The 21,627-nt window shown below is 50.2% G+C and carries 26 protein-coding genes and 1 other annotated feature; of the genes, 12 read left to right on the top strand and 14 right to left on the bottom strand.

From position 1 onward, the window contains the following. Window positions 1–352: 352 nt before the first annotated feature. A complete protein-coding gene (gene smpB / locus SK34_RS05815) occupies window positions 353–835 on the bottom strand; it encodes an SsrA-binding protein SmpB (RefSeq protein WP_003031211.1) in 483 nt (160 codons plus the stop codon). A 154-nt stretch (window positions 836–989) separates the two neighbouring features. Between smpB and ratA the strand changes: the two genes are divergently transcribed. Both ratA and SK34_RS05805 read left to right on the top strand, forming a co-directional pair. Continuing rightward, entirely contained in the window at window positions 990–1,433 is a 444-nt protein-coding gene (gene ratA, locus SK34_RS05810; protein WP_003031213.1) for a type II toxin-antitoxin system toxin RatA, read from the top strand. Next, complete coding sequence (locus SK34_RS05805) at window positions 1,417–1,713, top strand: RnfH family protein (protein ID WP_003031215.1); 297 nt, start codon at window positions 1,417–1,419, stop codon at window positions 1,711–1,713. The genes ratA and SK34_RS05805 overlap by 17 nt, the downstream gene beginning before the upstream one ends. A gap of 50 nt (window positions 1,714–1,763) precedes the next feature. Here the strand turns inward: SK34_RS05805 and bamE are convergent, their stop codons facing one another. The 3 genes from bamE to nadK form a co-directional block, all read right to left on the bottom strand. Beyond that, window positions 1,764–2,108, bottom strand: coding sequence for an outer membrane protein assembly factor BamE (gene bamE / locus SK34_RS05800; RefSeq protein ID WP_003031218.1), 345 nt, complete (start codon window positions 2,106–2,108; stop codon window positions 1,764–1,766). Between the two features lie 149 nt (window positions 2,109–2,257). Further along, entirely contained in the window at window positions 2,258–3,919 is a 1,662-nt protein-coding gene (recN, locus tag SK34_RS05795) for a DNA repair protein RecN (protein WP_003845854.1), read from the bottom strand. 85 nt (window positions 3,920–4,004) lie between these two features. Next, window positions 4,005–4,883, bottom strand: coding sequence for an NAD(+) kinase (gene nadK / locus SK34_RS05790; protein WP_003031220.1), 879 nt, complete (start codon window positions 4,881–4,883; stop codon window positions 4,005–4,007). Between the two features lie 122 nt (window positions 4,884–5,005). On the opposite strand from nadK, the gene grpE reads away from it, so the two are divergent. Next, window positions 5,006–5,599: a nucleotide exchange factor GrpE gene (gene grpE / locus SK34_RS05785; protein WP_003031221.1), complete on the top strand. Its 594-nt coding sequence runs from the start codon at window positions 5,006–5,008 to the stop codon at window positions 5,597–5,599. A gap of 49 nt (window positions 5,600–5,648) precedes the next feature. Here the strand turns inward: grpE and SK34_RS05780 are convergent, their stop codons facing one another. Continuing rightward, complete coding sequence (locus tag SK34_RS05780; protein ID WP_008324538.1) at window positions 5,649–6,938, bottom strand: HlyC/CorC family transporter; 1,290 nt, start codon at window positions 6,936–6,938, stop codon at window positions 5,649–5,651. Between the two features lie 18 nt (window positions 6,939–6,956). Then, on the bottom strand, window positions 6,957–7,748 hold the full coding sequence (locus tag SK34_RS05775; RefSeq protein ID WP_003031224.1) for a cytochrome C assembly family protein: 792 nt from the start codon (window positions 7,746–7,748) through the stop codon (window positions 6,957–6,959). A gap of 165 nt (window positions 7,749–7,913) precedes the next feature. Between SK34_RS05775 and ffh the strand changes: the two genes are divergently transcribed. The 5 genes from ffh to rplS all read left to right on the top strand — a co-directional run bounded on the left by ffh (window position 7,914) and on the right by rplS (window position 11,543). Continuing rightward, complete coding sequence (gene ffh / locus SK34_RS05770; RefSeq protein ID WP_003031226.1) at window positions 7,914–9,275, top strand: signal recognition particle protein; 1,362 nt, start codon at window positions 7,914–7,916, stop codon at window positions 9,273–9,275. 253 nt (window positions 9,276–9,528) lie between these two features. Next, window positions 9,529–9,777, top strand: a complete 249-nt coding sequence (rpsP, locus tag SK34_RS05765) for a 30S ribosomal protein S16 (RefSeq protein ID WP_003031228.1) — start codon at window positions 9,529–9,531, stop codon at window positions 9,775–9,777. Between the two features lie 18 nt (window positions 9,778–9,795). Then, window positions 9,796–10,344, top strand: coding sequence for a ribosome maturation factor RimM (gene rimM, locus SK34_RS05760; protein ID WP_003031230.1), 549 nt, complete (start codon window positions 9,796–9,798; stop codon window positions 10,342–10,344). 44 nt (window positions 10,345–10,388) lie between these two features. Then, window positions 10,389–11,156, top strand: a complete 768-nt coding sequence (gene trmD / locus SK34_RS05755) for a tRNA (guanosine(37)-N1)-methyltransferase TrmD (RefSeq protein WP_003031232.1) — start codon at window positions 10,389–10,391, stop codon at window positions 11,154–11,156. 39 nt (window positions 11,157–11,195) lie between these two features. Further along, window positions 11,196–11,543, top strand: a complete 348-nt coding sequence (gene rplS / locus SK34_RS05750) for a 50S ribosomal protein L19 (RefSeq protein ID WP_002914145.1) — start codon at window positions 11,196–11,198, stop codon at window positions 11,541–11,543. Between the two features lie 131 nt (window positions 11,544–11,674). Here rplS and SK34_RS05745 read toward each other — a convergent pair whose 3' ends face one another. The 4 genes from SK34_RS05745 to SK34_RS05730 all read right to left on the bottom strand — a co-directional run bounded on the left by SK34_RS05745 (window position 11,675) and on the right by SK34_RS05730 (window position 14,440). After that, a complete protein-coding gene (locus SK34_RS05745; protein WP_032937964.1) occupies window positions 11,675–12,157 on the bottom strand; it encodes an OmpA family protein in 483 nt (160 codons plus the stop codon). Between the two features lie 12 nt (window positions 12,158–12,169). Further along, on the bottom strand, window positions 12,170–13,396 hold the full coding sequence (gene dgcN / locus SK34_RS05740; protein ID WP_048232577.1) for a diguanylate cyclase DgcN/YfiN: 1,227 nt from the start codon (window positions 13,394–13,396) through the stop codon (window positions 12,170–12,172). Further along, window positions 13,389–13,907 carry a regulatory sequestration protein YfiR gene (locus SK34_RS05735; RefSeq protein ID WP_003839843.1) on the bottom strand — a complete coding sequence of 173 codons (519 nt, stop codon included), beginning with the start codon at window positions 13,905–13,907 and terminating at the stop codon, window positions 13,389–13,391. Before SK34_RS05735 ends, dgcN begins: the two co-directional genes overlap by 8 nt. 158 nt (window positions 13,908–14,065) lie before the next feature. After that, entirely contained in the window at window positions 14,066–14,440 is a 375-nt protein-coding gene (locus SK34_RS05730; protein ID WP_003845849.1) for a DUF2799 domain-containing protein, read from the bottom strand. Between the two features lie 214 nt (window positions 14,441–14,654). Between SK34_RS05730 and aroF the strand changes: the two genes are divergently transcribed. Beyond that, window positions 14,655–15,725, top strand: coding sequence for a 3-deoxy-7-phosphoheptulonate synthase AroF (gene aroF / locus SK34_RS05725; RefSeq protein WP_003031241.1), 1,071 nt, complete (start codon window positions 14,655–14,657; stop codon window positions 15,723–15,725). 10 nt (window positions 15,726–15,735) lie between these two features. Then, complete coding sequence (tyrA, locus tag SK34_RS05720) at window positions 15,736–16,857, top strand: bifunctional chorismate mutase/prephenate dehydrogenase (RefSeq protein WP_048217253.1); 1,122 nt, start codon at window positions 15,736–15,738, stop codon at window positions 16,855–16,857. Between the two features lie 96 nt (window positions 16,858–16,953). On the opposite strand, the gene pheA is transcribed toward tyrA, so the two are convergent. From pheA to bamD, 4 genes are all read right to left on the bottom strand, one after another. Then, window positions 16,954–18,114 carry a bifunctional chorismate mutase/prephenate dehydratase gene (gene pheA / locus SK34_RS05715; protein ID WP_003839850.1) on the bottom strand — a complete coding sequence of 387 codons (1,161 nt, stop codon included), beginning with the start codon at window positions 18,112–18,114 and terminating at the stop codon, window positions 16,954–16,956. A 22-nt stretch (window positions 18,115–18,136) separates the two neighbouring features. Beyond that, window positions 18,137–18,262 (bottom strand) — a sequence feature (Phe leader region). After that, window positions 18,214–18,261, bottom strand: coding sequence for a pheA operon leader peptide PheL (pheL, locus tag SK34_RS24640; RefSeq protein WP_100250063.1), 48 nt, complete (start codon window positions 18,259–18,261; stop codon window positions 18,214–18,216). Its footprint overlaps the feature before it by 48 nt. Window positions 18,263–18,364: 102 nt before the next feature. Beyond that, window positions 18,365–18,703 (bottom strand): ribosome-associated translation inhibitor RaiA, encoded by a 339-nt coding sequence (raiA, locus tag SK34_RS05710; protein ID WP_003031244.1) that lies wholly within the window; start codon window positions 18,701–18,703, stop codon window positions 18,365–18,367. A gap of 269 nt (window positions 18,704–18,972) precedes the next feature. Then, window positions 18,973–19,710 carry an outer membrane protein assembly factor BamD gene (gene bamD / locus SK34_RS05705; RefSeq protein WP_003031245.1) on the bottom strand — a complete coding sequence of 246 codons (738 nt, stop codon included), beginning with the start codon at window positions 19,708–19,710 and terminating at the stop codon, window positions 18,973–18,975. 131 nt (window positions 19,711–19,841) lie between these two features. Between bamD and rluD the strand changes: the two genes are divergently transcribed. Together rluD and yfiH are read left to right on the top strand one after the other, a co-directional pair. After that, window positions 19,842–20,822: a 23S rRNA pseudouridine(1911/1915/1917) synthase RluD gene (gene rluD / locus SK34_RS05700; RefSeq protein WP_003031246.1), complete on the top strand. Its 981-nt coding sequence runs from the start codon at window positions 19,842–19,844 to the stop codon at window positions 20,820–20,822. Beyond that, the gene (gene yfiH / locus SK34_RS05695; RefSeq protein ID WP_044699543.1) at window positions 20,819–21,550 is read left to right on the top strand and encodes a purine nucleoside phosphorylase YfiH; all 732 of its coding nucleotides are present in this window, start codon (window positions 20,819–20,821) and stop codon (window positions 21,548–21,550) included. Before rluD ends, yfiH begins: the two co-directional genes overlap by 4 nt. The last annotated feature ends 77 nt before the right edge of the window (window positions 21,551–21,627 follow it).

Here is a 21,627-nt window from a genome sequence, read left to right as displayed (position 1 = left end):
TTAAAAATATATTTGGCTAATTGAAAAGGATACTTTCCGGTGCGTATTTAATGATTTGTTTTTGGTTAACTTATTGTATTTTAATGTTTTTTATTTAAATTGAAATGAGGGGGATATAATAAACAACAGTAATAATAGTGTTATAAAATAAGCCTAAATATAGGCGATATGGTCTTGAAGTTTTATTTTATTAGACTATGGGTCGCTACGGTAATGCCATGGCAGTTTATTTCATACCTGAACGATTCAGCACAAATAAACCATAAATTTGATGAATGTATTGGGTGGGTTTCAATAACTAAAAAATAAGAACCAGTCTCAGGGGGAGAGACTGGTCACAGAGGAGTAGCGTTTAGCGACCAGCATTTTTCATAATACGCGCTTTATCTAACTGCCATTCGCGTTCTTTCACATCGGAGCGCTTGTCGTGCTGTTTCTTACCTTTTGCGACGCCAATTTTCACTTTGCACCAGGCATTTTTCCAGTACAGTGAAAGCGCAACGACGGTATAACCGTCACGATTCATACGACCATACAGGGAGTCGAGTTCACGCTGGTTTAACAACAGCTTACGGGTACGGGTGGGATCACATACCACATGCGTTGAGGCAACAGCCATTGGCGTGAAGTTGGCGCCAAACAGGAACGCTTCGCCGTCTTTAAGGATGACATAGCTATCGCCGATGTTAGCTTTACCTGCGCGCAGAGATTTGACTTCCCAACCTTGCAGAGCGAGTCCTGCTTCGAACTCTTCTTCAATAAAGTATTCGTGTCGTGCGCGCTTGTTAAGCGCGATTGTGGCTGAGCCAGGTTTGTGTGCTTTTTTCTTCGTCATAATGCCGCTCAGTATAGGTAATCTGGAATCGAAAAACACCCCATTTCATCCAGCGGGGCGCAAGGCGCTATCTTAGCACGAGTTAGGCTATAGCGTTTTTTTTAGCGGGGGATAAATGGTATTATTTGTGTGATTGATATTGATGGAAATTGTTATGCCTCAGATTAGCCGGACCGCTTTAGTACCTTACAGTGCGGAACAGATGTATCAGCTAGTGAATGATGTTAAATCCTATCCCCAGTTTTTACCGGGTTGCACCGGTAGCCGTGTGCTGGAGTCAACTCCGGGACAGATGACCGCGGCTGTGGATGTCTCGAAAGCAGGGATTAGCAAAACGTTCACCACGCGCAATCAATTGACCAGTAACCAGAGCATCCTGATGCATCTGGTCGACGGCCCGTTCAAGAAACTCATTGGCGGATGGAAGTTTACGCCACTGAGTCATGAAGCATGTCGTATTGAATTTCATCTCGATTTTGAGTTTACCAATAAGTTAATCGAGCTGGCGTTTGGTCGTATCTTTAAAGAACTGGCTTCAAACATGGTGCAGGCCTTCACGGTTCGCGCGAAAGAGGTTTACAGTGTCAGCGTCGGCTAAAATTGTCGTTGAAGTGGCGTATGCGCTGCCCGAGAAACAGTATCTACAGCGTGTAACGCTGCAACAGGGTGCTACGGTGGAAGAGGCTATCCGCGCTTCCGGGCTGCTGGAATTACGTACCGATATCGATCTCAACAAAAATAAAGTCGGGATATACAGCCGTCCGGTAAAGCTTGCTGATGTTCTGCAAGACGGCGATCGGGTGGAAATATACCGGCCACTGATTGCTGATCCGAAAGAGCTGCGCCGACAGCGAGCAGAGAAATCCGCTAAAAAATAGCAGACAATAAAAAAGGTGCTCATTGAGCACCTTTTTTTGATCTGTTAATCCTACTTGTTGTCGGTCAACGTAGGTTTATTATCAATGTTGGTCAAAACGCCGCTGCTGTTAAAAGTCAGCGTCAGTGTTTGCTGGGTTACGCCTTCATGACCAGGTTGCTGACGGAACACATAAAACCAGGTGTTAGTGCCAAAAGGATCGGACATCATTGGTGTACCCAGAGCATAAGCAACCTGCTGTTGCGTCATACCCGTGCGCACTTTGGCGACATCGGTAGGTGTCAGATAATTTCCCTGGTTGATGTCAGGGCGGTAAACCACTCGCTCCAGAGTGGAACAGCCTGCAGTCAACATCAGTAGTACTGCTGCAGCAGCAGTCAGCGTTTTACAGCGCATAGTGATTTGATTCCTTTTCGGGCCCGAGCAGTACGCGGCTCATATGTAATATGCCGATGATAATAGACCTTTCACCACTTTAAAACCTTTTGCTGTCGGGTCGGTCGGCGATTTTATGTTGAACTCAGACCTTAACAAGGTAAAAAAGTTTATGCCGCCAGCAGTTCTTTTGCATTTGCGAGGGTATTGCGCGTTACTTCGCTACCTCCGAGTAAGCGGGCTAATTCCTGCAGACGAGCGCGTTTATCAAGTGGTTGCATGTGTGTTTCGGTCATCGCGCCGTCAGTTTCTTTGCTGACATAGAAATGTTGATGACCGCAGCCAGCAACCTGCGGCAGGTGAGTAACACACATTACCTGGGTTGACTCGCCCAACTGACGCAGCATTTTTCCCACCACCGCAGCAGTCGGGCCGCTGATGCCGACATCCACTTCATCGAAAATCAGCGCCGGTGTTTCCATTTTACGTGCGGTAATAACCTGAATAGCCAGCGCAATGCGCGACAATTCCCCACCGGAAGCGACTTTCGCAATCGGCTGCAACGGCTGGCCTGGGTTAGTGGTCACTTTAAACTCTACGCGATCGGCACCGTCTGAGCTTAAATGATGTTCCTCAAATTTCACATCAATGCAAAAGACACCGTGCGGCATTGAGAGAGTATGCATGCTCTCTGTAATAAGCTGTCCCAGTTCCTGAGCATAATGCTGGCGCTGTTGGTGCAGCATTTTTGCCGTTTCCAGTGCCTGCTGGTGGTGATTGTTCACCGCCAGGGTTAAGGTTTCGAGAGAGTCGGCCTGGTCGTCTAACTGCTGTTGTTCATCCAGCAATGACTGATAGAACTGTGGCAGCGCTTCAGGGGCAACATGATGCTTTCGCGCCAATGAGATTTGTTTGGAAATACGCTGCTCAAGTTCGAACAAACGGTTAGGGTCTAAATCCAGACGATCGCAATAGTGGCGCAGCTCGTCGCTGGCTTCGCTGAGCTGGATAGTAGCCTCTTCCAGCATGTCCAGAATACCGGAGAGCTTACCGTCCATTCCTGCCAGTTCACTAACCAACTGTTTTGCCGTGTACAGCTGGCTTTGCAGATTAACGTCTTCGCCGTCTGCCATGATAGCCAGTGCCTGTTGGCTGGTGGTGAGCAATTGCCCGCTGTTAGCCAGACGCTTGTACTCTTCATCAATTTGCTCAAATTCACCTGGCTGCGGGTTGAATTCGTTCAGTTCTTTTAACTGGTATTGCAATAGCTCTGCCCGGGCTGCGCGTTCCTGACTCTGTTGTTGATGATGTGCCAGGTCACGGCAGCTTTGGTGCCACAGTTGGTAGCGCACAGCCATTTCCTGAGTCAGGGATGCTTCATTGGCGTAGCCATCAAGCAGGGATTTTTGGTGTTCTGATTTTGTCAGGAGCTGATGCGCATGCTGACCGTGGATTTGAATAAGCAACTGGCCCAACTCGCGCAGCTGTGACAGTGGTACGGCAGTGCCGTTAATGAAGCCACGTGAACGTCCGTCGCTGCTGATAACGCGACGTAGCAAACACTCACGGCCTTCCTCAAGCTGGTTTTCTTCCAGCCAGCGCAGGGCCGCGGGGGTGTCTTTTAAGGCGAAGCGGGCGCAGAGGTCGGCTCGCGTGGCGCCTGCACGTACCATGTCGGCGTCTGCGCGTCCGCCCAGGCACAAACCGAGAGCATCAATGGCAATGGACTTACCCGCACCGGTTTCACCGGTAATAACGGTCATTCCGTTCTGGAAATCGATCTCAAGTTCACGAACGATAGCAAAATTGCTGATGGTCAGTTGTGCCAACATAGCTGTTTTCCTGTATGAAAAACCATAACTGTAATTACATACAGTATAAACTGGTTTTTTATACAGTAAAGAGGTTGGCGTTAAATTAGAATAATTTTTTTGACCAGCCTAGCTTAGTGCTTAATGTGTTGAAATAGCTGTAATCTTTTGGGTGTATCAGGTTCAGATGATAATCACAGCGGCGAATTAATACGTCTTCACCTTCCTGTATAGGCAGGGCGATCTGGCTGTCACAGCTGATTTCCAGATCGTTACGGCGATGAGAGAAGCGCAGGCGAATGGTGCTGCTACTGTTGATCACCAGCGGTCGTGCGGAGAGCGTATGCGGGAACATCGGGACTAGCGTAATGGCATCCAGCGAAGGCGTCAGTATCGGGCCTCCGGCAGAGAGTGAGTAGGCGGTAGAGCCGGTCGGAGTGGAAATAATCAAGCCGTCCGAACGCTGGGAGAAGGCAAAAATTTCATCGATATAGACTTCAAATTCAATCATGTGCGCCACTTTTCCGGGGTGCAACACGACTTCATTGATCGCAGTGCTAATACGCTTCTGGCAGTCCAGTTGGCATACCTGGGCTTCGAGTAAAAAGCGCTTTTCGCTGATGTAGTGGCCTTCCAGCACGTCAGCTAACTGTTGTTGCGCATTGTCTGGGTCAAGGTCGGTCAGGAAACCGAGGTTGCCGCGGTTAATGCCAATAACCTTGATGTCATAACGTGCCAGGGTGCGTGCGGCGCCCAGCATATTGCCGTCGCCACCGACAACCACGGCGAGGTCTGCCTGCTGGCCAATCTCTGCGAGCGTACCGGTTTTCACATTTTTCAGCTGCAGCTCGTGGGCGATTTGTTGCTCAACGATAACCTCATAACCTTTGGCGCACAGCCAACGGTAGAGCATTTCATGTGTGGTCAGTGCAGTGGGGTGACGTGGATGCCCCACAATGCCAATACACTTGAAATGTTTGTTCATTTTCTCGAGGTCCTTGTAACGAAGATTAGTGACAATGTGAGTACTTCCCTTGAAACCCTGAATCTTATCCCCATAATAATCCAGGTTAGCGAGATGAATGCGAAAAAAACGCGGAGAAATTCATGAGTAGTAAAGAACAGAAAACGCCTGAGGGGCAAGCCCCGGAAGAAATTATCATGGATCAGCACGAAGAAGTTGAGGCGGTTGAATCAGACGCTTCTGCTGAGCAGGTGGATCCGCGCGATGAAAAAATTGCGAATCTGGAAGCTCAGCTTGCTGAAGCCGAAACTCGCGAGCGCGACAGCGTGTTGCGTATCAAAGCGGAAATGGAAAACCTGCGTCGTCGTACCGAACTGGACGTAGAAAAAGCGCATAAGTTTGCACTGGAAAAATTCGTCAACGAGCTGCTGCCGGTGCTGGATAGCCTGGACCGTGCGCTGGAAGTGGCGGACAAAGACAATGACGCGATGGCGGCTATGGTTGAAGGTATTGAGCTGACCCGTAAGTCAATGCTGGATGTTGTGGCGAAGTTTGGCGTACAAGTGGTTGCGGATATCGACGTGCCGATGGACCCGAACGTGCATCAGGCGATTGCCATGGTAGAGTCTGACGACGTTGCTGCCGGTAATGTGCTGATGGTTATGCAGAAAGGCTATACCCTGAACGGACGTACCATCCGTGCGGCGATGGTCTCTGTGGCGAAAGCCAAAGGCTAATCAGCCTCAGACCGGGTAATGCTGATGCGCTACCCGGTCTGGATTACTCTCACTGGTCCGATACGCTTTCCCGCAGCGGTTTGACGGGCAACACCTGCACCTGTTTAATCATATTGTCCTGCACGTCGAGAATATCGATATCGTACTGCCCAATACGCACACGTGTTCCGGCAACCGGGATCTCTTCCAGCGCTTCAAGAATAATACCGTTCACGGTACGTGCATCATCCTCCGGCAGGTGCCAGTTAAACGCCTTATTGATTTCACGAACGTTGGCGCTACCGTCAATGATAACCGAACCGTCATTCTGCGGCGTGACTTCTTCGGCAAGCGTCGGTGACATTGAGGTCGTGAAGTCACCAACAATCTCTTCCAGGATATCCTCGACCGTAACCAGTCCCTGAATATCACCATATTCATTGACGACCAGGCCCACTTTCTTCTTATTACGCTGAAATTTAATGAGCTGGGTGCTGAGTGGCGTGCCTTCCGGAACGTAATAAATTTCGTCGGCGGCGCGTAACATGGTCTCTTTGGTGAACTCTTTTTTCTCGGCCATCAATCGCCAGGCTTCACGTACGCGTAGCATACTGATAGCGTCGTCCAGCGAGTCACGATACAGCACAATACGACCGTGCGGAGAGTGCGAAAGCTGACGCACGATTGATTTCCAGTCATCGTTAATATCAATGCCGATAATTTCATTACGCGGGATCATGATGTCATCGACGCTGACTTTTTCCAGATCCAGCACTGACAGCAGCATATCCTGGTTACGGCGTGAGATTTGCGAGCGCGATTCATTCACCAGCGTTCGCAGTTCATCTTTACTCAGCGAACCGCTCACTACGATATCCGTTTTGATGCCCATCATGCGCATCAGCAGCCGCGTGATGGTGTTGAGTAACCATACCAACGGCATCATCAGAATCTGCAGGGGAGCCAGCAGGACACTGCTCGGATAGGCGACTTTTTCCGGATATAGTGCGGCAATCGTCTTTGGCAGTACTTCGGCAAAAACCAATACCACAAACGTCAGTACCCCAGTGGCAATGGCGACGCCCGCATCGCCATACAGGCGCATACCGACAATAGTACCGAGCGCGGAGGCCAGAATATTCACCAGATTATTGCCGATGAGCACCAGGCTTATCAGGCGATCCGGCTTGCGAAGTAATTTTTCAACGCGTTTTGCCTGTCGATTTCCCTGCTTGGCCCGATGACGTAGACGATAGCGATTCAGGGTCATCATTCCGGTTTCAGAACCGGAAAAATAGGCGGAAATGACCACCATGATGAGGAGCGTGACAATGAGCGTGGTGGTGGAGATGTGTTCCACGTAGGATTCCTTAAAGATTTAACTCACGAACTGCTGCAGGATACGACTGCCGAAATAGGCCAGTGTCAGAATGCCTGCGCCTGCGACGTTAAACCATACGACGCGACGTCCGCGCCAACCTTCATGGTAATGCCCCCACAACAGAACGATATAGACAAACCATGCCACGATAGAGAGAACGGCTTTATCAATGTTCTCGGTACTGAACAGGTTATGCATGTAAAACAGGCCTGTGCACAGGGTGAGTGTCAGCAGAACCACGCCAATTTGGGTGATATGAAACATTTTCCGCTCAATACTCATCAACGGCGGCATCTCATTGCTGAAAGCCAGTTTTTTGTTTTTCAGTTGGTAGTCAATCCATGCAAGCTGTAGCGCATAGAGTGCGGCGATAATCAGCGTGGCGTAAGCGAAAAGCGAAAGCCCGATATGGATCATCATGCCCGGCGTAGCTTCGAGATGGGTGATGAACTCGTTAGGCATAAACGTGGCGAAGGCCAGGTTTATCAGCGCAAAGGCGTAGACAATGGGCAGCAATAGCCAGCCTCGATTGCGGGAAGCGACAATGGTCATTACCGTACAGATCATCAGGCTCACCAGCGAGCCGACGTTCAACAGACTCAGGTTTTGTCCGCTTTCACCGCCGGGCAGAATACGCGCTTCCAGGGCGATAGCATGGCTTACCAGCGCGACAACTGCAGAGAGAATAGCCATACGCCGCCAGCCGCTGTTTTTTTGCAGCAGAGCGGGAATAATCAGCGCGAGGCTGACTGAGTAGGCGACAAGGGCGAGCAGAGCAAAAACGGGCATATAGGTGTCGACAGTTGGCCAGTGATAAAGAAAAGCAGTATAGCGTTACGTGACCGCTGCTCCAACCGTTGCATAACAACAAAGGCGGCTTCATGTTATACTGCGACAAATTTCTGTTGATGTGTCGCTGTCGCGACCGACCGTTTCCACCCCAGGCGAGAGACAATGTTTGATAATTTAACCGATCGTTTGTCGCGCACGCTGCGCAATATCAGTGGCCGTGGACGCCTTACTGAAGACAACGTTAAAGAGACGCTGCGCGAAGTGCGCATGGCGCTGCTGGAGGCTGACGTAGCGCTGCCGGTAGTGCGTGAGTTTATCAATCGCGTAAAAGAGAAAGCGGTTGGTCATGAAGTTAACAAAAGCCTGACGCCGGGTCAGGAATTCGTCAAGATTGTCCGTAACGAACTGGTTGCGGCAATGGGCGAAGAAAACCAGACCCTGAATCTGGCTGCACAGCCGCCAGCCGTGGTGCTTATGGCGGGCCTGCAGGGTGCGGGTAAAACGACCAGCGTCGGTAAGCTGGGTAAATTCCTGCGCGAGAAGCACAAGAAAAAAGTGCTGGTGGTCTCCGCGGACGTTTATCGCCCGGCGGCGATCAAACAGTTGGAAACTCTGGCCGAGCAGGTCGGCGTGGACTTCTTCCCGTCGGATGTTGGCCAGAAGCCGGTCGATATCGTTAACGCCGCGCTGAAAGAAGCCAAACTCAAATTCTATGACGTGCTGCTGGTGGATACCGCCGGTCGTCTGCACGTTGACGAAGCGATGATGGACGAAATCAAACAGGTCCACGCTTCTATCAAACCGGTAGAAACGCTGTTTGTGGTCGACGCCATGACCGGTCAGGATGCCGCGAATACCGCAAAAGCCTTTAACGAAGCGCTACCGTTAACCGGCGTAGTACTGACAAAAGTTGATGGTGATGCCCGTGGCGGTGCGGCGCTTTCTATTCGTCATATTACCGGTAAGCCAATTAAATTCCTCGGCGTCGGCGAGAAAACCGAAGCGCTGGAGCCGTTCCACCCGGACAGGATTGCTTCGCGTATTCTCGGCATGGGCGACGTGCTGTCGCTGATCGAAGATATCGAAAGCAAGGTTGACCGCGCGCAGGCAGAAAAATTAGCCAGCAAGCTGAAAAAAGGCGATGGCTTCGATCTCAATGATTTCCTTGAACAGCTCAACCAGATGAAAAACATGGGCGGTATGGCAAGCCTGATGGGCAAGCTGCCGGGCATGGGTCAGATCCCTGACAATGTGAAATCGCAGATGGACGATAAAGTTCTGGTGCGTATGGAAGCCATCATCAATTCGATGACGATGAAAGAACGCGCTAAGCCGGAAATTATCAAAGGTTCCCGTAAACGCCGTATCGCTGCCGGTTGCGGTATGCAGGTACAGGACGTAAACCGCCTTCTGAAACAGTTCGACGACATGCAGCGCATGATGAAGAAAATGAAGAAGGGCGGTATGGCGAAGATGATGCGTGGTATGAAGGGGATGATGCCGCCCGGCTTCCCCGGTAGATAAATATATCGGGCTACCTTATTTGCCATTTTGACGCCGGAGTGTGCTCGAAATGCTCACGTACTGCGTGTACGCTCCGCTTTCTGCGCGCACGCCGACGCCAAACTGGCTGCAACGGTAACGCCCTGGTATAAAGCTTCATCACATGTTGATTGCTTTTTTCCCAGAAATCAGTAAAATTTTCGGGCTTTTAATATGACACCCGGGCTCCGTTCCTCGATGGGGCCTGGGTGTTTTATTCACACAAGAGGATGTTATGGTTACTATTCGTTTAGCTCGTCACGGCGCTAAAAAGCGTCCGTTCTACCAGGTTGTTGTTACCGACAGCCGTAATGCACGCAACGGTCGCTTCATCGAGCGCGTTGGCTTCTTTAACCCAATCGCTAGCGAAAAAGAAGAAGGCACTCGCCTGGATCTGGATCGCATCGCTCACTGGGTTGGCCAGGGCGCGACTATTTCTGATCGCGTAGCTACGCTGATCAAAGCAGCAAACAAAGCAGCTTAATCTGTCACGGTGGTCATGATGAGCAAGCAACTCGCCGCACAGGCTCCTGTAGAACCCATCGTTTTGGGGAAAATGGGGTCTTCTTACGGTATCCGTGGTTGGCTCAGAGTGTTTTCTTCCACTGAAGACGCCGAAAGCATTTTTGACTATCAGCCCTGGTTTATCCAGAAGGCGGGTCAGTGGCAGCAAGTACAGCTGGAAAGCTGGAAGCACCACAATCAGGATCTGATCATCAAGCTGAAAGGCGTTGACGATCGTGATTCGGCGAATCTACTGACTAATTGCGAAATTGTCGTGGATTCCTCGCAGTTGCCAGCGCTGGAAGATGGTTCCTACTACTGGAAAGACCTTATGGGCTGCCAGGTAGTGACCACTGAAGGCTACGATCTCGGTAAAGTCGTCGATATGATGGAAACCGGTTCGAATGACGTCATCGTCATCAAGGCAAACCTGAAAGATGCGTTTGGTATCAAGGAACGTCTTGTGCCGTTCCTCGATGGGCAGGTTATCAAGAAAGTCGATCTCGCTACTCGTACTATCGAAGTAGATTGGGATCCTGGTTTTTAAACCACCGGATAAACGGTAAAAGTCGGCGTTATGGGGATTGGCTTGTGTTTATAGGTATCGTTAGCCTGTTTCCAGAAATGTTCCGCGCAATTACCGATTACGGGGTAACTGGCCGGGCAGTAAAAAATGGCCTGCTGAACATCCAGAGTTGGAGTCCTCGTGACTTTACTCATGACCGGCACCGTACCGTGGACGATCGTCCGTACGGCGGCGGACCGGGGATGTTAATGATGGTGCAACCTTTACGGGACGCCATTCATGCAGCAAAAGCTGCGGCTGGTGAAGGCGCAAAGGTGATTTATCTGTCACCTCAGGGACGCAAGCTTGATCAAGCGGGCGTTAGCGAACTGGCCACGAATCAAAAGCTGATTCTGGTATGTGGTCGCTATGAAGGAATAGATGAGCGCGTGATTCAAACCGAAATTGACGAAGAATGGTCAATCGGCGATTACGTACTCAGCGGTGGTGAGTTACCGGCAATGACGCTGATCGACTCCGTTTCCCGGTTTATTCCGGGAGTTCTGGGTCATGAAGCTTCAGCAATCGAAGATTCGTTTGCTGATGGATTGCTGGATTGCCCGCACTATACCCGACCTGAAGTGTTAGAGCAGATGGAAGTACCGGCAGTGTTACTGTCAGGAAACCACGCTGAGATACGTCGCTGGCGTTTGAAACAGTCGCTGGGCCGGACCTGGCTTAGAAGACCTGAACTTCTGGAAAACCTGGCTCTGACTGAAGAGCAAGCAAGGTTGCTGGCGGAGTTCAAAAAGGAACACGCACAACAGCAACATAAACATGATGGGCAGGCGTAAGCCCCCAATATCAGTTTACCCAGGATAAGAGATTAAATTATGAGCAACATTATTAAGCAACTTGAACAAGAACAGATGAAGCAGGACGTACCTTCCTTCCGTCCGGGTGATACCGTGGAAGTGAAAGTATGGGTTGTTGAAGGTTCCAAAAAACGTCTGCAGGCATTCGAGGGCGTGGTTATCGCTATTCGTAACCGCGGTCTGCACTCTGCATTCACTGTTCGTAAAATTTCCAACGGCGAAGGCGTTGAGCGTGTCTTCCAGACTCACTCTCCGGTAGTTGACAGCATTGCTGTTAAACGTCGTGGTGCTGTTCGTAAAGCTAAACTGTACTACCTGCGTGAGCGCACTGGTAAGTCTGCTCGTATCAAAGAGCGTCTTAACTAAGATTCGCGCAAGCGACATCCTGTTAGAAAAGGGCTGGCCGAAAGGCTGGCCCTTTTTTTATCCCGACGTTTGCTCTGTTGTTCTTTATGGCAATGGAATGACTGCGCGGCGCGCAGCCAGTAGGAGAGTGATTATGGTGTAGCGATCACGACGGCAACGCGGCGGTTTTCAGCACGACCTTTTGATGTCTGGTTGCTGGCAATGGGATATTTCTTCCCGAGTCCCTGAGTCGTCAGGTTGGTGCGGGGAATGTTGGCGCCCTGCGCCCAGGCATCGGCAACCACATTCGCGCGTTTGAGCGACAGAGCTTCGTTATAGCTGTCTTCACCGTAGTTATCAGTATGACCATCCAGGCGAGCATGATTTAGCCCGGTAGCTGCCAGTTTGGATGCCATTTCCTTGATCTGTTTTTCACTTTCAGGACGGAGTTTATAGTCATTTTTGTCAAACAGGATGTTATCAGACAGGCCCAGAGACCAGTCTCCGGAAGCTTCGGTAAATCCGTACGATTTCATGGCTGCAATTTGCTCTGGGGTAAATTTTCCCTGAGGTGCCTGACAGCCTGCCAGAATCAGTAAAAGCAGAAGAAACGGGGATAATAAACGTTTTAGCATGTGTGTAATTCCTTATTTAATAATAGTGCGTTCAGAACGCAAATTTTTGGCCTGATACATATTTTGATCGGCAAGTTCTTGTAATTTCTCGGCAGAGGCATGTTCCCACGTCAGCGCAAACCCAATGCTGAGTGTCATGCTTGCCAGATGACCATTATGCAGGTCAAAAGGTCGGTTAAACTCTTGTGACAGTGCCGCGCAGATTCGCTGAACCTCATATTCAGAATGAACGCTATATAGCACCATCGCGAACTCGTCGCCGCCAAGTCTGTATGGCGAATGTCGATTACCGCCAAATTCGGACAGCCTTTTAGCGACTTCAATCAGAACCCGATCCCCCGCAGCGTGGCCCCAGGTATCATTGATAAATTTAAAATTATCACCATCAAGGAATAACAAAGCGGAGCTGCTGTGGGCGGCATCGTCATTCATCAGCGCGTTAATACTGCTACGAAAAGCGGCGCGATTTGCCAGGCCCGTCAGAGGATCATGTAGTGCGGTACGCAAAAGTTGAGCGTTCTTTGCCTGCAGCCGAAGTTGCCACTCCTCCATCTCGTCCAGCAGACTATTAAAGTCCTGGGCAAAAAGATGAAACTCTTCAATGCGTTCCTCGGAAACGCGTCGCGAAAAGTTACGGTTGGTACGTACATCATGTACCACCTCGGTTATATTTTGCAGGGCTTCCACGACGCCATTGTGTAAATAGCGGGTGAGCATTAATGCTATGCCTGATGCCAACAAAATGCACCCGGTAAGAACGGCCAGCGACAAATAGATGAAACGGCTGATAACGCTATCGCGTGCAGTCAATCGTACTTCGCCGATGACGTTGCCATTATGCAAAATAGGCTGAGTGACCGGTTGTGGGAACAGCCAGTGGCTGATCAGTCCGCTGATCTTCTCCGTGGTGTCTTGCGCGTTATAGCGCCAGGTGGCGATCACCTTCTGGTGTTTATTACGAACTTCCGCAACGGAAAATTGCCCTTGCTGGCCCAGTGCCGCCAGTGTTTCAGTTGCTGCAACACTATCAGAAAAGACTAATGCAGCTTCAAGCGTGCGGGTCATGGTCGCGGCAGTCAGATCCAGATTCTTTTGTGCATACTGTCTTAAGGCCAGCACGGAAGAAATGCTGAGCAGCAGCCAGATCAACGTCATCGTCACCAGGACACTGATTATGCTGATACGCCGTAATGTCCGTTTAAACGTTGGGCGTGTTACAGGAAAATGGCCCTTATCCATGCTTATTATTCCGTGCAAGCATCAATACGTCAGGACTGACCCTTACGCCGCTGCGTGAAAGGGAATCCATATTTACGGAAAATCTCACATCTTCATCTTTAATTATGAGGCAAAAGGCGCTGCCAATAACGCATTCGGGATTTTGTTCTGCAATTAATAGCAATGCCTTAGTCGGATATTTATTCTTTAATTCCACCTGATAAGTAGGTGATTCTTTTCCAAAATAAAAACCGTCACATTGCGAAACTAATATTTCTTGTTCCGTACGAATGATGACGGGAAGATAGGGTAATGCCCCAGTACTGGTATCTTCCAGAACACTGGAAAAACGCGATGAAGAGAAAATACACAGTTTGGGTGGCCCGGAAAGTGCAGGCCAGCGTGTATAACTGACGATGCCGGAAACCATAGCACGTACAGATTTTGCTTCTTCTGTAACGCTTTGGGCGTACAGCGGTAACCCGGTCAGGAGCAGTGCCAGTAGAAGTATGAGTCGGTAAGAATAGCTCATGAATAGTTACCTACCAGCGTTTGCCGTAAAGCGTCGAAATACATTCAAGATTGTTTAAGACAAAATAACATTATTTTCCTAAGTCGTCATTATTCCAGGGGTAAAGCTGATGGCGATTTAAGTTAAATCCTAGTTAGCTGTAAAATTTAAGCCATTGTTTAGTTTAATCTTATTGAGGCAGTACCTTCGTTTGCTCCTTTTTTCCAGGCATCGTGTAACTGGTCAATATTTTCGACCGTATCACAACTTGCAGGAAAGGTTTTCCCGGCCAGGCCTCTGGCGTAAACAAAATCTTGCTGGCAGATTTTGCGTTGCCCTTCGGCGTAACCCTTAAGATATTTCGTACGATCGACTTCGGGATCATTGAAGTTGTCGGCAAGAGTTTCATTATCTTTAACGGCATAGCCCGAAATGGCATCTTGTATCCCGGCGTCATACCAGTCGGTACCAGTCCAGGTAGGGGCATGGGTGTAGGGATCTATCTGACATCCGCTAAGAAGGAATAGAAATAAGATGCTGATGAGTTGCTTCATTGCCTGTGCTCCCTTGTTTTTTTAAGCATAGCGGATCTGAAAATTCGGGGTGTAAATTTAAGTGTACATTTATGAGGGCTGTTTTTGCCTTAAAATAACACCGTGTAAATTAAAATTTACGGATTGTGGATTGAAATCTTTACCTGTTGTGGTATCGTTATTTCCTCCTCGCTGAGGATCAACTATCGCAAACGAGCTAAACAGGATCACCATCATGCAAAAAGACGCGCTGAACAACGTACATATTACCGACGAACAGGTTCTGATGACCCCGGAGCAGCTGAAAGCTGAATTTCCGCTGAGCCAGGAGCAAGAAGCGCAAATCGCCCAGTCGCGTAAAACCATCTCAGATATTATCTCCGGTCGCGATCCGCGCCTGCTGGTCGTATGTGGCCCATGCTCCATTCACGATCCTGAAATGGCTATTGAGTATGCTCGTCGATTTAAAGCCCTTGCCGCAGAGGTCAGCGATAGCCTCTACCTGGTGATGCGCGTCTATTTTGAAAAACCCCGTACCACCGTTGGCTGGAAAGGGTTAATTAACGATCCTCATATGGATGGCTCTTTTGATGTTGAAGCAGGTCTGAAAATTGCGCGTCAGCTGCTGCTTGAACTGGTAAATATGGGACTGCCGCTGGCAACTGAAGCGCTGGATCCAAATAGCCCGCAATACCTGGGCGATCTGTTTAGCTGGTCCGCAATCGGAGCCCGAACCACGGAATCGCAGACACACCGCGAAATGGCTTCCGGTCTTTCCATGCCGGTCGGCTTTAAGAATGGTACTGACGGTAGTCTGGCGACCGCCATTAATGCCATGCGTGCGGCTGCGCAGTCGCACCGCTTTGTTGGTATTAATCAGGCCGGGCAGGTTGCGCTGTTGCAAACTCAGGGGAATCCGGATGGCCACGTGATCCTGCGCGGGGGTAAAGCGCCAAACTACAGCCCGGCAGATGTCGCCCAGTGCGAAAAAGAGATGGAGCAGGCGGGACTACGACCTTCTCTGATGGTAGATTGCAGTCATGGTAATTCCAATAAAGATTACCGCCGTCAGCCTGCCGTGGCTGAATCCGTAATTGCACAAATCAAAGATGGCAATCGCTCGATCATTGGTTTGATGATTGAAAGTAATATTCACGAAGGCAACCAGTCTTCTGAACAGCCGCGCAGCGAAATGAAATACGGCGTGTCCGTAACCGATGCCTGCATTAGCTGGGAAATGACGGATGCGCTGCTGCGTGAAATTAGTCAAGATTTAAACGGTCAGCTGTCGGCGCGTGTAGCATAAGAGGTTGGTTATGGTTGCTGAATTGACCGCATTACGCGATCAAATTGATGAAGTCGACAAGGCGCTGCTGGATTTACTGGCACGCCGCCTGGAGCTGGTTGCCGAAGTTGGTGAAGTAAAAAGCCGTTTTGGGTTGCCGATTTACGTGCCGGAACGGGAAGCCTCTATGCTTGCCTCTCGCCGGGCGGAAGCGGAAGCCCTTGGCGTGCCGCCGGACCTGATTGAAGATGTGCTACGCCGCGTTATGCGTGAGTCCTATTCCAGTGAGAACGACAAAGGGTTTAAAACGCTTTGTCCTTCTCTGCGGCCGGTGGTGATCGTCGGCGGCGGCGGTCAGATGGGGCGTATGTTTGAAAAAATGCTCACCCTGTCAGGTTACCAGGTGCGGATCCTGGAACAGCAGGATTGGGATCGCGCGCCGGAGATCGTCTCTGATGCTGGGATGGTGATCGTCAGTGTGCCGATCCACGTCACCGAGCAGGTGATCGCCAAACTACCGCGTCTGCCGTCTGACTGCATCCTGGTGGATCTGGCTTCAGTGAAAAATGGTCCTTTGCAGGCGATGCTGGCTGCACATGATGGTCCGGTGGTGGGGTTACACCCAATGTTTGGTCCGGATAGCGGCAGCCTGGCAAAGCAGGTCGTCGTCTGGTGTGATGGACGTCAGCCGGAAGCCTATCAGTGGTTTCTGGAACAGATTCAGGTATGGGGTGCACGACTACATCGGATCAGCGCCGTTGAACACGATCAGAACATGGCGTTTATTCAGGCATTGCGTCACTTTGCGACCTTTGCTTACGGTCTGCATTTAGCGGAAGAGAATGTTCAACTGGAGCAGCTGCTGGCGCTCTCTTCGCCGATTTACCGTCTTGAACTGGCGATGGTTGGCCGTCTGTTTGCCCAGGATCCGCAGCTCTATGCCGATATTATTATGTCGTCTGAGAGCAACCTTGCGCTGATCAAACGCTACTACCAACGTTTTGGTGAGGCGATCGGTTTACTGGAGCAGGGCGATAAGCAAGCGTTTATCGACAGTTTCCGTAAGGTGGAGCATTGGTTTGGTGATTATGCGAAACGCTTCCAGAGTGAAAGCCGTACTTTGTTACGCCAGGCGAATGACAGCCGTCCTTAATTAAGACGCAGGATGGCGGCTTCGCCTTATCCGGCCTACAAAAATCGCATGAATTGTAGGCCGGATAAGCGTAGTGCCATCCGGCATTGTCAAACGTTAGCTCGGATCGACCGGCACCACGTTCTCACTCGGATAGCATCCCAGTACTTTCATCGAACGTGTAATCTCACCCAGCTCTTTCAATGCTTTTTGCATTTGGGGCGATTCCAGGTTGGCCTGGATATCAAGATAAAACATCTCTTCCCACGGATTGCCGTGAATCGGGCGTGACTCCAGTTTAGTCATAATCAGATTATGGTTACGCAGCACCAGCAATGCTTCTACCAGAGCACCGGCCTGTTGTCCTGTTGCCATCAGCAACGTGGTTTTTGCCGGAACCTGGTCGGATACATTGATTGCTTTACGTGCCAGCACCACGAAGCGGGTGATGTTTTGCGACTGGTTAGCCTCAATATGCTCGAGAACCTGCAAACCATACAGTACGCCTCCGGCTTCGCTCCCCAGGGCCGCCACATGCGGTGAGTTAGCCTGCGCAACTTTTTCCATTGCCGCAGAGGTGCTTTCAGTGTACTCAATCTTCCAGTGCGGGTAGCGATTCAGGAACTTGCTGCACTGCTGGAACGGCTGCGGATGGCTGTATACCGTTTCAATGGTCTCAAGATCCGTAGTGCCGGACACCAGTACACAGTGGTCTATCGTAATGGTCATCTCGCCAACAATAGACAGGCTGGTGTGCTGCAGCAGGTCGTAAACGTCGTTAATCCCACCGGAGCTGGTGTTTTCAATCGGAACCACAGCATAGTCAGCCTGTCCGGTTTCGACCTGATTAAAGATATCGGCAAATTTTGCGCAGCCGCTTTCAATAAATTGTTCAAAATGGCGGGCGGCGTACTGACGTGCTGCCAGATGGGAATATGATCCTTTTGGCCCCAGGAAGGCCACGCGCGCGGAGTGTGGGTTAATTTTGTTCAGGTGTTGCTGGAGCAGAGCCTGTTGAGTCAGGACGGAGTCTTCGATTATGAGCTGGAACAGGCGGGTAATGTAGTGAGCATCGAGATGATGTGCTTTGCCCAACTGAATCAGACGGTCCAACAGGTCACGTTCACGGTCGATATCTCGTACCGGACGATGTGAAAGCAGTTTGGCTTTACCAACTTCTACGGCCAGTCCACGTCGCTCAGCCAGCAGGGCCAGTAATTTTTCATCCAGCGTGCTGATCTTATCGCGCAGCGCCAGCAATGGGTTTTCCGATGTCATAGTGTTGCCTTTCTTGTTATCAATAAAAAAGGCCCCCCGTTGTGGGAGGCCTTATTGTTCGTCTTCGCATTCTTTATCACACGACGAAACGCCTCCCATTCAGGGGAAGGTAAAAAAGAATGCGAAGAAGAACGGAACAAGTTTCATGTAATTTTCCTTTGGCTACGTCAGTAAAGTACCCGTACTGTTTTCACCCTGTCAACAAAAAACGCGCCCGAAGGCGCGTTGGCGATACACTCAATGTAAGGGACTACTCTTCTTCTGCTTCGACGAAGTTGGCGTCTTTGACTGAAGTTGTTGCACGACGGGCTTCGCCTTTGTGCTGCACTTTATTGAGCTGCCGTTCCAGCTTGTTGATCAAATCGTTAATTGCGGTGTACATATCCTCGTGTTTTGCGCTGGCGACCAGATGTCCGTTCGGTGTATTGATGGTGGCATCAGCAATGAAACCCTGTGGCTCCTTAGACAGAATGATATGTGGATTAATCAGATGAGTTTGCCATTTTTCAAGTTTGGCGAGACGGTCTGCGACATGCTGGCGAATTGCCGGAGTAATTTCCATTTGTTTACTGGTAATGTTCATTGTCATAAATTTTACCTCTTGTCTTTCCCGTCTTGGTGATTCCAGCATACCGTTCCCAATGTCAAAATGCGTGATGTAAATCACATTTTTTTGTCGCTTTTTGTCAAGAAAACCTTTTTGTGAGGCACCGCAGGAACAGGCGATTTTTTACTTGAGGAATACCTGAAAGCAGGCCATATTTGATGGGATGCGTCGGAGCTAAACCGCTTCAGTTGTAGCGTTAACGGATAAAAAAACGGCAGCCCTTGGGCTGCCGTTTTGCATTCTGAGGCAAATCAGGTATTGCTGCTGTTAGCGGCAATGATTTTCGCTACTTTTTCTGCCTGCGCATTCATCTGCATCTGGCGATAAGCTTTTTCCATTAACGGCAGAGCATCACGTGTTGCCTGAGTATCAGGGTAGTCGCGCAGCATGCCTTCCACACGGTTTACCACGGCAACCCATGCACCGCGGGCAGTGTAGTATTCCGCAACAGAATATTCATACTTCGCCAGACGATCTTTCAGGAACACCAGACGTTTGGTGGCATCAGTGGTGTACTGGCTGTTCGGATAGCCACGTACCAGTTTGGAAAAGTCATTAAACGCAGCTCGGGCGTGTTGGGGATCGCGATCGCTGCGATCAACACCAAAGAATCCTTGCAGTGCGCTATCATCCAACGCCATATTGGTCAGGCCACGCATATACATGACATAATCAATGTTAGGGTGTGTCGGGTTAAGACGGATAAAACGATCGATAGCAGCCTGAGCAAGTGGCAGATCGGCGTTTTTGTAGTAGGCGTAGATGAGATCTAATTGCACCTGCTGAGAATACGGTCCAAATGGATAACGGTTATCCAACGCTTCCAATTGCGTTATTGCCTGTTTCCAGTTACCGTCCTGCAGCTTTTGCTGAGCAGTCGCGTAGATTTCATTTGGCGGATTATCGGGCACCTCTTCCTTTGAACCAGAGCAACCCGCCAAAAACAGGCTCAACGTGGCTGCTGCCACCAGATATTTCATGCGCGTCATGACGTTTTGACTTTCCTCAAAATGTAATACGGGAGATTCTCTGTTCCTGCTCCCGGTTAAGACCAGCTACAATAGCACACTATATTAAACGGCAAAGCCGTAAAACCCAACGTTAAACGAAGAAGCAGTTTATGGCACAACGAGTAGAACTCACCGCAACAGTCTCCGAAAATCAGCTCGGTCAACGCTTAGATCAGGCTTTGGCCGAATTGTTCCCTGATTATTCGCGATCGCGCATAAAAGAATGGATCCTCGACCAGCGCGTGCTGGTAAATGGCAATCTTTGCGATAAACCGAAAGAAAAAGTGTTGGGTGGAGAGCGTGTCTCCATCAATGCAGAAATTGATGAAGAGGTTCGTTTTGAACCTCAGGATATCCCACTGGATATCGTTTATGAAGATGATGATATTCTTGTCATCAACAAACCCCGTGACCTTGTAGTGCATCCGGGCGCCGGGAATCCTGATGGTACGGTATTGAATGCATTACTGCATTACTACCCGCCAATCGCGGATGTTCCTCGTGCCGGTATCGTACACCGTCTGGATAAAGACACGACCGGATTAATGGTGGTGGCAAAAACGGTTCCGGCACAAACACGTCTGGTTGAGTCATTGCAGCTGCGCGAAATTACCCGTGAGTACGAAGCCGTAGCAATTGGTCACATGACTGCTGGCGGAACCGTTGAGGAACCGATTAGCCGTCACCCGACCAAGCGTACGCACATGGCGGTACACCCAATGGGGAAACCGGCGGTAACGCACTATCGCATTATGGAACACTTCCGTGTGCACACGCGTCTGCGGTTGCGTCTGGAAACCGGACGTACGCACCAGATCCGCGTGCACATGGCACATATCACTCATCCGCTGGTGGGCGATCAGGTCTACGGCGGTCGTCCACGTCCACCGAAAGGCGCTTCTGACGAATTTATCTCCGTACTGCGTAAGTTCGACCGCCAGGCGCTACATGCGACCATGCTGCGTTTGTATCACCCGATTTCCGGTATCGAAATGGAATGGCATGCGCCGATCCCACAAGATATGGTGCAATTGATTGAAGTGATGCGCGCTGATTTCGAAGAACATAAGGATGATATTGCCTGGCTATGAGTAAGCTAATTGTTCCGCAGTGGCCGATACCGCAAGGTGTCGCGGCGTGTAGTTCTACCCGTATTGGCGGAGTCAGTATGCCGCCTTACGATTCGCTGAATCTGGGCGCCCATTGCGGCGATAACCCGGAGCATGTTGAAGAGAACCGCAAACGACTGTTTGCTGCGGGCAATCTGCCGTCAAAGCCGGTCTGGCTGGAGCAGGTCCACGGTAAGGATGTCCTGAAACTGACAGGCGGGCCTTACGCCTCCAAACGCGCAGATGCGTCGTATAGCAACACGCCGGGCACAGTGTGTGCGGTAATGACCGCTGATTGTCTGCCGGTGCTGTTTTGCAATCGCGCCGGGACGGAAGTGGCTGCGGCCCATGCGGGTTGGCGAGGATTATGCGCTGGCGTGCTGGAAGAGACGGTGGCGTGTTTTGCCGACGAACCTGAAAACATTATTGCCTGGCTAGGTCCGGCGATAGGCCCAAACGCCTTTGAAGTGGGAGCAGAAGTTCGCGAGGCATTCATGACGAAAGATCCGCAAGCGGACCTCGCATTTGTACCGCGCGGCGACAAGTATCTGGCGGATATCTACCAGCTTGCCCGTCAGCGGCTGGCAAATGTCGGCGTGGAGAACCTCCACGGCGGCGACCGTTGCACCTTTAGTGAAAGTGAGACGTTCTTCTCTTATCGTCGCGACAATACCACGGGTCGTATGGCAAGTTTTATTTGGCTGATATAACCTAAAGAATCAAGACGATCCGGTACGTGTAATTTTCTTTTCACATAATTCAGGTCATTCACCTTGAATAATTGAGG

Source organism: Citrobacter sp. MGH104, from assembly GCF_001034485.1.
Classification (GTDB): Bacteria; Pseudomonadota; Gammaproteobacteria; order Enterobacterales; family Enterobacteriaceae; genus Citrobacter; species Citrobacter freundii.
Note: the sequence above shows the minus strand (reverse complement) of the source record. Positions and strands in the feature narration are given on the sequence as shown.